The organism is Thalassobius sp. Cn5-15, assembly GCF_022347685.1.
Lineage (GTDB): Bacteria > Pseudomonadota > Alphaproteobacteria > Rhodobacterales > Rhodobacteraceae > Thalassobius.
In genome coordinates, this window is sequence record NZ_JAKRGF010000001.1 from 292,520 (window position 1) to 306,141 (window position 13,622).

Consider the following 13,622-nt stretch of genomic DNA (forward strand, 5'->3'; position numbering starts at 1 on the left):
CCACGGATAGGGTGAATTTTGGGCTGGAAACTCCGCCGCGCCCGCGACATAGTGGCAAAGCTAGATAACAGGGACGCCGGAAAGCGGCGCAATAATAAAAGGTAACCATACATGGCTTCCGATAAACAGAACCTGCAAGACGCCTTTCTCAATCACACTCGGAAAACCAAAATCCCGGTCACTATCTTCCTGATCAACGGCGTAAAGCTGCAGGGTGTGATCACTTGGTTTGACAATTTCTGTGTGCTCCTGCGCCGTGACGGCCAGTCGCAGCTTGTTTACAAACACGCTATTTCGACCATCATGCCGGCACAACCCATCAACCTTTACGATGGTGAAGAGTCCTAATTGGAAACGCATGAACGGATCGCGACCCGCGCCTGGGTTCTGCATCCCGATCTGAAATCCGACAAGAACCGTCGCGCAGCGGAGTATGCCTTGGATGAGGCGATCTCGCTTGCGGCGGCTTTGCCCGATCTGGAGGTGGTAGGATCCACCAAGGTGCCGCTGCCCCGCGCGCATCCGGGCTACCTTTTTGGGTCCGGCAAGATTGAGGAGCTGAAGCAGCTGCTGAAGGCAAATGAGGTGGAGCTGGTGCTGATCGACGGCCCCGTGACCCCGGTGCAGCAGCGCAATCTTGAAAAGGCGTGGAAGGTCAAACTGCTGGACCGTACCGGCCTTATTCTTGAGATCTTCTCGGACCGCGCCCGCACACGCGAAGGCGTGTTGCAGGTGGAAATGGCTGCTTTGTCCTATCAACGCACTCGATTGGTGCGGGCCTGGACCCACCTTGAACGTCAGCGTGGCGGCCTTGGCTTTGTTGGGGGGCCCGGTGAAACCCAGATTGAGGCCGACCGCCGTGCGATTGACGAACAGTTGGTGCGCCTGCGCCGTCAGCTGGACAAGGTGGTGAAAACCCGCGAATTGCATCGCGCCGCACGTGCGAAGGTGCCGTTTCCGGTGGTTGCGCTCGTTGGCTATACCAACGCTGGAAAATCGACGCTGTTCAATCACTTAACCGGCGCTGATGTGATGGCCAAAGACATGCTGTTCGCCACGCTTGACCCGACGATGCGCCGCGTGGATCTGCCTGACAACGGGCCAGAGGTGATCATGTCTGACACCGTTGGTTTCATCTCTGACCTGCCGACCGAACTGGTGGCGTCGTTCCGTGCAACATTGGAAGAGGTGCTCAGCGCCAACCTGATCCTGCACGTGCGTGACATTTCTCATTCGGAAACCGAAGGTCAGGCGAAAAATGTTCTGTCGATCATGGAGTCACTCGGCGTGGGCAAGGATACGCCCGTGCTAGAGGTCTGGAACAAGATCGACCTCTTGGATGACGACAACCGCGCCACGCTGCAGGAGCGCGCAGATCGTGAAGAGGACATCTTCGCCATCTCGGCCATCACGGGGGAAGGGCAGACGAAGCTGCTGGACGCGGTGAAGGCAAAGCTGGCATCCGAAACCCATGAAAGCCAGATCAGCCTGACCTTTGCCGAAGGGCGCAAGCGCGCATGGCTGTTCCAAGAAGATCTGGTGCTAGAGGAAGAGCAAACCGAAACCGGTTTCGACCTCACCGTGCGCTGGACGGCGCGGCAGGAAAAACGCTTCCGCGATCTCTGAGACGCACAGTAATACGCATTCAAAACGCGCGAGGCTCACCTTGCGCGTTTTCTGTGTCAATTGACGTAAAGTTTATTCTCCGTTTCCACAATATCCTTGGGGAAGCGCGTAACAGCCGGGGGCGAAGCCCCCTCTACCCGTTGATGAAGCCTATTGCGCGGTTGAGTGCGCCTGAAACCATTTCCAGGTGTCGTCGGCGATTTTGGGTCCGATTTCGTAAAACCAATGGGTGTGGTTTGGGATCAGGTGCAGTTCTGTGCGATGACCCGCACGTGCGTAACGCTGACCGGCCTCTTTGGCCGCAGCGGCGTTGAATATATGATCGCGCCCACCAAGGTAGAGGCGCAGCGGTGGGCCATGCTTGGCGTCGCGGATCATTGTCGCTTGCGGGTGGCCGGCATGGGTCGCGACCGCCTGCCAGGGCCCGCGGATCTGATTGGCCATCGTCAATGCAACCTGACCGCCTTGCGAATGGCCGAACAGATAGATCCGGTCAGGGTCGATCGCGCGCGTTGCGCTTATGTCAGCGATCAATTGCTGAAACGTATCCCCCTTCAGCGCAGACAAGAAGTGCTGTGGATCATCACGTGTATCTGGTGCAAGGAGGGCCAGATCGTGTTGGCGTGCTGTCGGCAGCCACATATCCAGAACCGACAGGGGGGATCGCCCGGTCCCTGCAAACAGTAGGACGAGCGGTGCAGGATCGTCGCCTGCGGGCAGGACGGCCTGCCAGCGGACCGCGCCGCTTCTGCCTGATGTGGCGGCGTCTGTTACCGTGGGGCTGGGGCTGTAATCATAGGTTTCCGGCACCTTCGGGGTCAGGGCACGGCGGTTCACCGTGACAAAGGTGTTGGCGCTGACAGGCGATTGTGCCATCGGCTGCAGGTGCAGCGCCGGATCGGACAGAACGGAGTCACTCGCGGCAGTGTGCGTGCTGTCCGGTGGGGCGATCATCAGGCTGGCTGAGTTGATGATATAGAGGCTGATTACGGTCAGAAATCCTGAAATAAGCCCAAAGAAAAAGCGCATTTTCACCCGTCCGTTTCCCTTTAAGAAATGCTTGATCACATCTTATTGGGGAAATCGGGCGGAACGATGGCTCATCATCGCTTTGACAAAAATTGCCGTGCTCAGCGCGGCATGGCATCTAGAAATGCTTTCACCCTTGGGGTGACCCAATCCAGCAGTATCGGCGCGCCGTAGCCAATTTTGCCGCCAACTTTTTCACGGAAAGTGTCATAGGTTACGTTGTATTTCGCCCAGCTGCCCCCGTTGGAGGCAAGGTTCTGGTTCGGTGCCTGAAAGCGGTCCAGAGATTTGGCAAACACCGCGTCAGGCGTCTCATTGGCTTCAAACTCCTGCCAGATGGCCAGCATCTCAGCACCTTGAGCGTCGGGCAGCAGGCCAAAGATGCGGCGGGCGGCTTCCAGTTCCTCCGCCTCTTTGGCGCTGGCGTCGTAGTCGCCAAAGATGGGATGATCACCTGCGTCAATCTCCACCAGATCGTGCAGCAGCAGCATCGTAATCACGCGGTCCACATTGATTGGATGCGGCGCATGTTCGGCAAGGACCAGTGCGTAAAGCGCCAGATGCCAGCTGTGTTCGGCGGAGTTTTCAAAACGCGATCCGCCAGAGATGTAAGTGGCGCGATACACCGGCTTCAGGCGGTCGCACTCGTTGAGGAAGGCAATGCGTTTGGCCACATCACCCGTTGGCGCTGGGGTGGTGTCCAATGCGGCGCGGACATGGGCAAACATTTCTGGCCAGTCAATGTGCAGGTTTCTGGCGCGACCCTGCGCCAGATTATCCTCCACCACCTGCACATGATCGGGCAGGGGGACGGCGGGCGCTGCGGCCTGTAGCATCGGCTGGACATGATCCATTCGTTTCGCTCCCCGCGCAGCGGCGGTGCTGCCGGCCTCAAACTCATCCCAAAGCGTGCGCATTTCGGCCGCCTGATCCGCAGGCAGCAGGCCAAACAGGCGCGTTGCGGCTGCCGCCTCTGCCTGAGCCACAGCATCTGCATCATGGTCCAGATGGATGGGGTGATCGCCTGCGTCGATTTCTACCAGATCGTGCAGCAGGATCATTTTGATCGCTTTGGACCGATCTGCCGGATCGCTCAGTTCAGGGATGTCCATCACCAGCGCATAGAGTGCGACATGCCAGCTGTGCTCGGCGGAATTTTCCGGTCGTGACAGATCCTGAAGTGCCGACTGACGGTCCACCTGTTTCAGTTTGCAGGCCTCATTCAGGAAGGCCATCTGGGCATCAAGCTGGGGGGTGTCTGTCATGATTTTTGGATCCATTTTGGAATGTAAGTGACTGCAATGGAAATGATAATTCCGACAAGAGTCAGGAAGGTCAGCGCGTAGATGCCGCCCGTGCCCGTGGGGTCACAGCCGTGTTCTGATCCAGGCGGCAACAGAGTGAATAGCGAAAAGGCCGCAAACACCGCATAGGCGATCAGCAAGGGCTGTCGCGGATGGTGCAGCCAGAATGTGGCAAAGGCGATGCCTGCGCCGAAATGCAGAATAAACAGCAGCGGGTGACCAAAGGGCGGTGTGACGGTTTCGAGGATCACCGGCATCAGCTCTCCCTGCGCCCAGATCGGGGGCAGTGGCGGACGGTCAGTGCCCACATGGGCGAAGCAGTGGAACCAGTCCCGTTCACCGAGCGCTAGCAGAAAAGACAGGCCAAAACCTGTTAGCAGGAAAAGAAAAAGGGCCTGCGAGGCCCTCATCCTTTTTGCGCTTTCTGCCCAGATTCTTTCTGATCTGCCAGAAACCCTTTGAGCTTGTCCTGCAGGAACCCGCGGGCGCGTTTTTCGGCCAATCGCACGCGGACGGCGGTCATGAACGCCTCTTGCGTGGTCTGTGATGAGGCCCCCAGTTGTTTGGAGACCTCCTCAATCAGCCTGTCATCGCCCATCGCCTCGGCCGCCTCAATGGTGTCCTTGGCCAGCGCGTCTGCCAGATCCTCAGCGACGGTCATTAGCGGGTGTTCTCCGTCAGGCGGCGTTTCACGTAGTCGTTGACGCTGCCGACCATGGTATCCATATGTTCGGGACGTTCGTAGAAATGGCCCGCCCCCTCGATCTGTTCGTGGGTGATGGTGATGCCTTTTTGTTCGTGCAACTTGCCCACCAGCGTTTCAGTGTCCGAAGGCGGCGCCACGCGGTCGGCGGTGCCATTGATGATCAGGCCCGAAGATGGGCAGGGTGCCAGGAACGAAAAGTCGTACATATTCGCAGGCGGCGAAACAGAGATGAAGCCGGTGATTTCCGGACGCCGCATCAACAGCTGCATGCCGATCCAAGCGCCAAAGCTGAAACCCGCGACCCAGCAATGTTTGGAGTTGGAGTTCATCGACTGCAGATAGTCCAGCGCCGAAGCCGCATCAGACAGTTCGCCCACGCCCTGATCATATTCACCCTGGCTGCGCCCGACGCCACGGAAATTGAACCGCAACACGGTAAAACCCATGTTATAAAAGGCGTAATGAAGGTTGTAGACAACCTTATTGTTCATGGTGCCGCCAAACTGCGGATGCGGGTGCAGGACGATGGCGATGGGTGCGTCGCGGTCTTTCTGCGGGTGATAACGGCCTTCTAGGCGGCCTTCCGGACCGGGAAAAATGACCTCGGGCATGTGTCGCCTGTCTCCTCTAGCGTGTTTGCACGTCTTTATGCGTGGATGCGACGGGTTATTCTTGACGAATTCCGTTGCTAACTTTAGAACAATTCTAAATCGCTGCCTCTTGAAGTGGGCGGCTGCTAGCGAGATAAGCCCTGCAAGCCCTATCGTCAATCTTGTTCGCGAAGGAACCTAAGTCGTGAAACTAAGTACAAAAGGTCGTTACGCCATGGTGGCGCTTGCAGACATCGCGCTGCAACCCGCTGGCACGCTGGTTTCGCTTGGTGAAATCTCCAAACGTCAGGATATTTCACTGCCTTATCTGGAGCAGTTGTTTGTAAAGCTGCGCCGTGCGGGACTGGTGGAATCTGTGCGTGGTCCGGGGGGCGGTTACCGCCTGTCGAAATCCACACATGAGATCCGCGTGGTTGAGGTGCTGTCAGCGGTGGATGAGACCGTTGATGCGATGCACAAGGGGGCTGGGGCCTCTGGCGCGTTGTCTGGTTCCAAGGCGCAGTCTGTAACCAACCGCCTGTGGCAAAGTCTGTCGGCGCATGTCTACGTTTTCCTGCATCAGGCGCGGCTGTCGGATGTGATCAGCAATGGTCTGGCACCCTGTCCTGCGGTGCCGGATCTCTTTGCCGTGGTGGATGAGGATTAAGGCGTGATGCGCACCTATCTGGACCATAATGCTACCACCCCGCTGCGTGCAGAGGCGCGCGAAGCGATGATTGCCGCGATGGACACATTCGGCAATCCGTCTTCTGTGCATGGGGAAGGCCGTGCTGCCAAATCGCTGGTGGAAAAAGCGCGGGCGCAGGTGGCATCGGCCCTTGGGGCGGATGGGGCGGATGTTATCTTTACCTCTTCGGCGACCGAGGCGGCGGCACTGTTTTGCGCCGGGCGTGGGTTTGTCGGGTCTGATCTGGAACATGATGCAGTGGCGTCGTGGATCACGCCAGATCTGACGGTGGATCAGACCGGTGTTGCGACCGTGACAGATCCTGCCAATACCGTGTTGCAACTGGCGAATTCTGAAACCGGCGTTTTGCAATCCCTGCCTGACGGGCTGGCAATGTCGGATATGACGCAGGCCTTCGGCAAAGTGGCGCTGGCGTTCAACTGGTCCGGTGCAACAGCTGCGATCATTTCAGCGCACAAGTTGGGTGGCCCCAAGGGCATCGGTGCGCTGGTGATCAAACGCGGCACCGATGTGTCTGCACAACTGAAAGGCGGCGGACAGGAAATGGGCCGTCGTGCCGGCACTGAAAATCTGATCGGCATCGCGGGTTTCGGCGCTGCAGCAGAGGCGGCGGCGCATGATCTGGCAGGCGGCAAATGGGAGGAGGTTGCGCGCCTGCGTGATTTGCTGGAAGCGACCATTGCAGCCGCCGCACCTGATACTATTTTTGTGGGACAGGGTGGTGAGCGCCTCCCCAATACCAGCTGTTTCGCCACGCCCGGATGGAAGGGCGAAACGCAGGTGATGCAGATGGATCTGGCAGGCTTTGCCATCAGCGCAGGATCGGCCTGCAGCTCTGGCAAGGTGCGCGCCAGCAAGGTTTTGACCGCCATGGGATATGGCGAAGACGTCGCCAGTTCCGCGATCCGTGTATCGCTGGGGCTGGAGACGACAGGGGATGACGTTTTGCGCTTTGCGAAGGCTTGGCTGCAAAAACAACAGAAATTCCACGCCCGCGCGGCGTGATAGGGACGCGAACAGGAGAATAGACATGGCTGCTTTGGATAATCCCAACGGGATGGATCAGGTCAAGGAAGGTGTCGATCAGGAAACCGTAGATGCCGTACGCGAAGTGGGCGGCGCCTATAAGTACGGTTGGGAAACCGAGATCGAGATGGAATATGCCCCCAAAGGGCTGAATACCGACATCGTTAAATTGATCTCGGAAAAGAACGACGAACCCGAATGGATGACCGAATGGCGTCTGCAGGCGTTCGAGCGTTGGGGCCAGATGGATGAACCTGACTGGGCGATGGTGAACTACCCTGAAATCGACTTTCAGGATCAGTATTACTATGCCCGCCCAAAATCCATGGAAGAAAAGCCCAAGTCGCTGGATGATGTGGACCCCAAACTCTTGGAAACCTATTCCAAGCTGGGTATCCCGCTGAAGGAACAGATGATCCTTGCCGGTGTTGAAGGTGCTGAGGATGCGCCGTCTGAGGGCCGCAAGGTTGCGGTGGACGCGGTGTTTGACTCCGTTTCTGTCGGCACCACCTTTCAGGCGGAACTGGAAAAGGCAGGCGTTATCTTCTGCTCCATCTCCGAGGCGATCAAAAAGCACCCTGAGTTGGTCAAGAAATACCTCGGCACCGTGGTGCCGATGACGGATAACTTCTACGCGACGCTGAACACTGCCGTGTTCTCGGACGGGTCGTTCGTCTACATCCCGCCGGGCGTACGGTGTCCAATGGAGCTGTCCACCTACTTCCGTATTAACGCGGAAAACACCGGTCAGTTTGAACGCACCCTGATCATCGCAGACAAGGGCAGCTATGTGTCCTATCTGGAAGGCTGCACCGCGCCCCAGCGTGACACCGCACAGCTGCACGCCGCTGTGGTGGAAATCATCGTCGAAGAAGACGCCGAAGTGAAATATTCTACCGTTCAGAACTGGTACCCCGGTGATGAAAACGGCAAGGGCGGCATCTACAACTTCGTCACCAAACGCGCCGACTGCCGTGGCGCCCGCTCCAAGGTGATGTGGACGCAGGTAGAAACCGGGTCTGCTGTGACGTGGAAATATCCCTCCTGCATCCTGCGTGGTGACGACAGCCAGGGCGAGTTCTACTCGATCGCGATTGCCAACAACATGCAGCAGGCCGACACTGGCACGAAAATGGTGCACTTGGGCAAAAACACCAAGTCGCGGATCGTGTCCAAAGGCATCTCGGCCGGTAAGGCGCAGAACACCTACCGTGGTCTGGTGTCGATGCACCCCAAAGCCAAGGATGGCCGCAACTACACCCAGTGTGACAGCCTGCTGATCGGCGACAAATGCGGCGCCCATACGGTTCCGTATATTGAGGTCAAGAACAACTCGGCCCGTGTGGAACACGAAGCAACCACCTCGAAGGTGGATGACGAACAGCTGTTCTACTGCCGCCAGCGTGGCATGGACGAAGAAGAGGCCGTGGCGCTGGTTGTAAACGGCTTCTGTAAGGAAGTGCTGCAAGCCCTGCCGATGGAGTTCGCAATGGAAGCCCAGCAACTGGTTGCCATCTCTCTGGAAGGGTCCGTGGGGTAAAGAACCCTTGGGGGTCTGAACCAGCGCAAGGAAATCGTGCAAACGAAAAGGGGACGCAGATGATCGTCACAACCACAAACTCGATCGAAGGACGCAAGGTTGCCGAATACCGCGGCATCGTTGTGGGTGAGGCGATCGTCGGCGCCAACATCGTGCGGGATTTCTTTGCGGGCATCACCGATATCGTCGGTGGCCGGTCCGGCGCCTATGAAAGCAAGCTGCAGGATGCCCGCGACACGGCCCTGCGCGAGCTGGAAGAGCGCGCGGCGGTCAAAGGCGCCAATGCCGTCATCGGCGTTGACCTCGACTACGAAGTGGTGGGCGAGTCGATGATGATGGTCTCGGCGTCTGGCACAGCAGTGGTGCTGGACTGATGCTGCGGGGCCTCTTGTCTGCAACCACCACCGGGCTGTTCTGTTCTGGTTTTGCGTTTTTCGTCAGCCAGATTGCCCCCATGCTCAACAACTCACAAATTCTGGCGACCAGTTTCGTCAGCGGCTTTCTTGGGTCTGTTGTGGCCCAAATGATCATCAGAAAATAACCGCCTGCGCGAGGCGATACGAGGAATAGAAAATGTTGGAAATCAAAAACCTGCAGGTCAAACTTGAAGAAGAAGACAAGCAGATCATCAAAGGTCTGGACCTGACCGTCGAAACTGGCAAGGTGCACGCGATCATGGGCCCGAACGGGTCGGGTAAATCCACCCTGTCCTATGTGCTGTCGGGCAAAGACGGCTATGAGGTCACCGGTGGTGAAGCTCTGCTGGACGGCGAAGACATTCTGGATCTGGAACCCGAAGAGCGCGCTGCCGCTGGCCTGTTTCTGGCGTTCCAATACCCGGTGGAAATTCCCGGCGTAGGCAACATGACCTTCCTGCGCACCGCTGTGAACGCTCAGCGCAAAGCGCGCGGCGAGGAAGAAATGTCCTCGACCGAGTTCCTGAAGGTGGTCCGCGAGAAAGCCAAAACCCTGAAGATCGACGCCGACATGCTAAAGCGTCCGGTGAACGTCGGCTTTTCGGGGGGTGAGAAGAAGCGGAACGAGATTCTGCAGATGGCCATGCTGGAACCCAAGATGTGCATCTTGGACGAAACCGACTCTGGCCTTGATGTGGATGCGATGAAACTGGTGGCCGAAGGCGTGAACGCCCTGCGTGCCGAAGGTCGTTCCTTCCTTGTGATCACCCATTACCAGCGCCTGCTGGACCACATTAAACCCGATGTTGTTCACATTCTGGCCAACGGTCGTATCGTCAAAACCGGCGGCCCCGAGCTGGCGCTGGAAGTTGAGAAAAACGGCTACGCCGACATTCTGGCGGAGGTGGCATAATGGCGCTGCCGCAAACCAAACTGGACGCAACTGACGCACGCCTGAATGCGCTGTCGCTGCCTGCGGGCCCCGCGTGGCTGGTTGAGGCGCGTGAAACCGCGCTGGCGCGTGTGCGGGCGATGGGCCTGCCGTCGCGCCGCGATGAATACTGGAAATACACCCGTCCTGACACGCTGGTGCAGGCTGATCCCGTGCCCGCCGCGCTGTTTGACGGCGCAGAGGCACCGGTGTTTGACGGCATTGATGCGCTGCACGTTGTCTTCGTTGATGGTGCGTTTGACGCCGATGCCAGTGATGATCTGACAGGCGAAGGTCTGGAAATCACCCGTTTGGCCGATGCGCCGGACATTCACTGGGCCAAGGATCTGTACGGTCGGCTGGAAACCAACGGCCAAACCCCCGTTGAACGTCCGCTGGCCGCATTGAACAGCGCCTTTGCCACCGATGGTGTGCTGATCCGCGTCACCGCCGCGGTCGCGCGTCCTGTGAACATCAGCTACTACCACCGCGCCGAAACCTCGGACGCGACGCTACACCACGTGGTGAAGTTGGAAGAGGGCGCATCGCTGACTCTGCTCGAAAACGGTGCAGGCGCGGCGCGCCTGAACACCGTGCTGGAGGTTGAGGTGGCTGATAACGCCAGCTTCAACCACGTGCGGGCGCAGGGCCGTGATCATGAACGTCGTGCGGCAACGCATATCTTTACCCGTCTGGGCACTGAAAGCGCGTTCAAATCCTTCACCCTGACCGCAAACGGTGTCATGACTCGCAACGAATGCGTGATCGAGCTGACCGGCGATGATGCCATCGCGCATGTCGCGGGTGCCTGCATGGGCGACGGCAAGGATTTCCACCACGACGACACCGTGTTCATCACCCATGACGCCCTGCGCTGCGAAAGCCGTCAGGTGTTCAAAAAGGTGCTGCGCAACGGTGCAACCGGCGTGTTTCAGGGCAAGATCCTGGTAAAGGAAGGCGCGCAGAAAACAGACGGTTATCAGATCAGCCAGTCGATGCTCTTGGACGATGACAGCCAGTTCCTCGCCAAGCCCGAGCTGGAAATTTACGCCGACGACGTGGCTTGTTCGCATGGCTCCACCACCGGTGCAATTGATGAAACAGCGCTGTTTTATCTGCAATCGCGTGGTGTGCCGACGGATCAGGCAACGGACCTGTTGGTTCTGGCCTTCCTCGCCGAAGCGGTGGAAGAGATCGAAGCCGAAGAGCTGCGTGATGAAATCACTGCACGCCTGCAAGGCTGGCTGGAGCGTCGTCGCGCCTGATGTCTGTAACCCGCGATATCGTGGCCACCTACCGGGGGCCGGGCCGAGTATTGGCCCGGCGTCTGGCGATGGGGGAACGCGAAGACCGCGCCTTGGCCGTTGCGATGGCCGGGTGCTTTATTGTGTTCGTGGCCCAATGGCCGCGTTTGGCCCGTGAGGCTCATCTGAGCGGCGAAGAGCTGAACATGCTCCTTGGCTCCACGCTGCTGGCGTGGGTGTTCATGATGCCGCTGTTTCTGTACGTGATGGCGTGGATTGTGCATCTGGTGGCGCGTGCTGCCCGTGGCAAGGCCAGTGCCTTTGGCTCTCGTTTGGCGTTGTTCTGGGCGCTCCTCGCCTCCAGCCCATTGGTGTTGCTGCACGGGATGGTTTCGGGCTTTATCGGGCCGTCTGCAGCACAGGATGCTGTGGGGGCGCTATGGCTTGGCGTGTTTGCATGGTTCTGGCTAGGTGGTCTGATGAAAATTCACTGGGGTCAGAAAGGCGGGGAGGCGTCACAGTGATTGACGTGATTAAGAAACTGTTGATCGAGTCGCTGCGCAACCCGCGCGCAGCGGCCCCCAAGGTCTTGGCCCTGCCGTTGAATATGCAGGTCTGGGGGCTGGTTCTGGGGTTGGTGATTGTGTCAAACGCGGTGATCTATGGGCTGTTCCTGTCGTTTCAGTCGCCGCTTGGCATCCTGCCTCAGATCACCAACAACCCTGTCGGCTATGCGCTGGCGACTGGCGGTATGTTTGCGGCGCTGGTACTGCTCTTTGACTGGATCGGCCGGATGATGGGCGGACGTGGCGATCTGCGCACCAGCCTGGTTGTGGTGACCTGGCTGCAGGCGCTGCAGTTGATTGTTCTGACCGCGCTCAGCTTTCTGGGGCTGGTCTTGGGGGGGGTGGCGTCGCTGGTCAGTTTGGCATTTTCGATCTATTTCTTCTGGATGCTGATGTGTTTCCTGAATGCGGCACATCAGTTTAACTCTCTCGGGCGTAGCTTCACTCTGATGTTGCTTGGCCATTTCGGCGCTGCCTTCGCGCTGTCTTTCCTGCTGGTTCTGACCGGCTTTTCTCCTGTAGGACCTGTCTGATGTACGATGTCACAAAAATCCGTGCCGACTTCCCGATCCTGTCGCGTGAGGTGAACGGCAAACCGCTGACCTATCTGGACAACGGCGCCTCGGCTCAGAAACCGCAGGTGGTGATTGACGCAATCACCAAGGCTTACGCTGAAGAATATTCCAATGTTCACCGTGGCTTGCACTATCTTTCTAATCTAGCAACAGAGAAGTATGAGGGTGTGCGCGGCATCATCGCCCGTTTTCTGGGGGTGCGTGATGAGGATGAGATTGTCCTCAACTCCGGCACCACCGAGGGCATCAACATGGTCGCCTACGGCTGGGCGATGCCACGGATGCAGGCCGGGGATGAGATCATCCTGTCCGTCATGGAACACCACGCCAACATCGTGCCGTGGCATTTCCTGCGCGAACGTCAGGGTGTGGTGATCAAATGGGTGGACACCGACGCTTCAGGCAATCTGGATCCGCAGAAGGTGCTGGATGCCATCACGCCCAAGACGAAGCTGATCGCCGTCACCCAATGTTCCAACGTTTTGGGCACTGTGGTGGACGTTAAGGCAATCTGCGACGGCGCGCGCGCCAAGGGCGTGCCAGTGCTCGTCGATGGCTCGCAAGGCGCAGTGCATATGCCCGTCAACGTCGAGGACATCGGCTGTGATTTCTACGCCATCACCGGTCACAAGCTTTACGGCCCATCAGGGTCCGGCGCGATCTATGTAAAGAAGGAACGCATGGCCGAAATGCGCCCCTTCCTCGGCGGTGGCGACATGATCAAAGAGGTCTCCAAAGAGGCGGTGATCTACAACGATCCGCCGATGAAGTTTGAGGCTGGAACCCCCGGCATCGTGCAGACCATCGGTCTGGGCGTTGCGCTGGACTACATGATGGATGTGGGTATGGAGGCGATTGCCGCGCATGAGGCGGATTTGGCATCCTATGCCAGTGAACGCCTCAGCGGTCTGAACTGGTTGCACCTGCAGGGCAGGGCGCAGGGTAAGGCGGCGATCTTCTCCTTCACCATGGCGGGGGCAGCGCATGCGCATGACATCTCCACCATTCTGGACAAAAAGGGCGTTGCTGTGCGTGCGGGTCATCATTGCGCTGGTCCGTTGATGGAACATTTGGGGGTCTCCGCCACCTGCCGCGCCTCTTTTGCGATGTATAACACCCGTGCAGAGATCGACACGTTGGTCGATGCGCTGGAACTGGCGAACGACCTGTTCGGTTAAGCCTGAACACCCTTCTGATCCGGCGGCAAAAAAACCTGCCGCCGGACCGCGTTACCGATTGCACCCTGATTTGCCTTGCGGTAATCAGACTTCAGGCACCCATAGCTCAGCTGGATAGAGCGCTGCCCTCCGAAGGCAGAGGCCTCAGGTTCGAATCCTGATGGGTGCGCCATTTCCTTCTG

General features: G+C 58.3%; 17 protein-coding genes and 1 tRNA gene. 13 read left to right on the top strand and 5 right to left on the bottom strand.

Annotation, left to right across the window (positions count from 1 at the left end; all coding sequences use genetic code 11):
• The first annotated feature begins 111 nt into the window (after positions 1–111).
• On the top strand, positions 112–348 hold the full coding sequence (gene hfq, locus MHM86_RS01395; protein ID WP_058242056.1) for an RNA chaperone Hfq: 237 nt from the start codon (positions 112–114) through the stop codon (positions 346–348).
• Complete coding sequence (gene hflX, locus MHM86_RS01400) at positions 349–1,626, top strand: GTPase HflX (RefSeq protein WP_239195027.1); 1,278 nt, start codon at positions 349–351, stop codon at positions 1,624–1,626.
• A 150-nt stretch (positions 1,627–1,776) separates the two neighbouring features.
• Here the strand turns inward: hflX and MHM86_RS01405 are convergent, their stop codons facing one another.
• From MHM86_RS01405 to MHM86_RS01425, 5 genes are all read right to left on the bottom strand, one after another.
• Complete coding sequence (locus MHM86_RS01405; protein ID WP_239195029.1) at positions 1,777–2,655, bottom strand: S9 family peptidase; 879 nt, start codon at positions 2,653–2,655, stop codon at positions 1,777–1,779.
• A gap of 101 nt (positions 2,656–2,756) precedes the next feature.
• Entirely contained in the window at positions 2,757–3,920 is a 1,164-nt protein-coding gene (locus MHM86_RS01410; RefSeq protein ID WP_239195031.1) for an HD domain-containing protein, read from the bottom strand.
• Positions 3,917–4,369, bottom strand: a complete 453-nt coding sequence (locus MHM86_RS01415) for a hypothetical protein (RefSeq protein ID WP_239195033.1) — start codon at positions 4,367–4,369, stop codon at positions 3,917–3,919. Before MHM86_RS01415 ends, MHM86_RS01410 begins: the two co-directional genes overlap by 4 nt.
• On the bottom strand, positions 4,366–4,620 hold the full coding sequence (locus MHM86_RS01420; protein ID WP_239195035.1) for a hypothetical protein: 255 nt from the start codon (positions 4,618–4,620) through the stop codon (positions 4,366–4,368). The genes MHM86_RS01415 and MHM86_RS01420 overlap by 4 nt, the downstream gene beginning before the upstream one ends.
• The gene (locus MHM86_RS01425; protein WP_239195037.1) at positions 4,620–5,276 is read right to left on the bottom strand and encodes an alpha/beta hydrolase; all 657 of its coding nucleotides are present in this window, start codon (positions 5,274–5,276) and stop codon (positions 4,620–4,622) included. The genes MHM86_RS01420 and MHM86_RS01425 overlap by 1 nt, the downstream gene beginning before the upstream one ends.
• A 184-nt stretch (positions 5,277–5,460) precedes the next feature.
• Here MHM86_RS01425 and MHM86_RS01430 point away from each other — a divergent pair, with 184 nt between their 5' ends.
• From MHM86_RS01430 to MHM86_RS01480, 11 genes are all read left to right on the top strand, one after another.
• Complete coding sequence (locus tag MHM86_RS01430) at positions 5,461–5,922, top strand: Rrf2 family transcriptional regulator (protein WP_239195039.1); 462 nt, start codon at positions 5,461–5,463, stop codon at positions 5,920–5,922.
• A gap of 3 nt (positions 5,923–5,925) precedes the next feature.
• A complete protein-coding gene (locus MHM86_RS01435; protein ID WP_239195041.1) occupies positions 5,926–6,969 on the top strand; it encodes a cysteine desulfurase family protein in 1,044 nt (347 codons plus the stop codon).
• 25 nt (positions 6,970–6,994) lie between these two features.
• The gene (gene sufB, locus MHM86_RS01440; RefSeq protein ID WP_239195043.1) at positions 6,995–8,530 is read left to right on the top strand and encodes a Fe-S cluster assembly protein SufB; all 1,536 of its coding nucleotides are present in this window, start codon (positions 6,995–6,997) and stop codon (positions 8,528–8,530) included.
• A 59-nt stretch (positions 8,531–8,589) separates the two neighbouring features.
• Positions 8,590–8,904 carry a heavy metal-binding domain-containing protein gene (locus MHM86_RS01445; RefSeq protein WP_239195046.1) on the top strand — a complete coding sequence of 105 codons (315 nt, stop codon included), beginning with the start codon at positions 8,590–8,592 and terminating at the stop codon, positions 8,902–8,904.
• Positions 8,905–8,918: 14 nt separating this feature from the next.
• Positions 8,919–9,071, top strand: coding sequence for a hypothetical protein (locus tag MHM86_RS01450; RefSeq protein WP_239195048.1), 153 nt, complete (start codon positions 8,919–8,921; stop codon positions 9,069–9,071).
• A gap of 32 nt (positions 9,072–9,103) precedes the next feature.
• Positions 9,104–9,859: a Fe-S cluster assembly ATPase SufC gene (gene sufC, locus MHM86_RS01455; protein ID WP_239195050.1), complete on the top strand. Its 756-nt coding sequence runs from the start codon at positions 9,104–9,106 to the stop codon at positions 9,857–9,859.
• On the top strand, positions 9,859–11,142 hold the full coding sequence (locus MHM86_RS01460; RefSeq protein ID WP_239195052.1) for a SufD family Fe-S cluster assembly protein: 1,284 nt from the start codon (positions 9,859–9,861) through the stop codon (positions 11,140–11,142). The genes sufC and MHM86_RS01460 overlap by 1 nt, the downstream gene beginning before the upstream one ends.
• Positions 11,142–11,645, top strand: coding sequence for a YIP1 family protein (locus tag MHM86_RS01465; protein WP_239195054.1), 504 nt, complete (start codon positions 11,142–11,144; stop codon positions 11,643–11,645). The genes MHM86_RS01460 and MHM86_RS01465 overlap by 1 nt, the downstream gene beginning before the upstream one ends.
• On the top strand, positions 11,642–12,220 hold the full coding sequence (locus MHM86_RS01470; protein ID WP_239195055.1) for a Yip1 family protein: 579 nt from the start codon (positions 11,642–11,644) through the stop codon (positions 12,218–12,220). The genes MHM86_RS01465 and MHM86_RS01470 overlap by 4 nt, the downstream gene beginning before the upstream one ends.
• Complete coding sequence (locus MHM86_RS01475) at positions 12,220–13,440, top strand: cysteine desulfurase (RefSeq protein WP_239195056.1); 1,221 nt, start codon at positions 12,220–12,222, stop codon at positions 13,438–13,440. Before MHM86_RS01470 ends, MHM86_RS01475 begins: the two co-directional genes overlap by 1 nt.
• A 95-nt stretch (positions 13,441–13,535) precedes the next feature.
• Positions 13,536–13,612, top strand: a tRNA-Arg gene (locus MHM86_RS01480).
• Positions 13,613–13,622 lie beyond the last annotated feature (10 nt).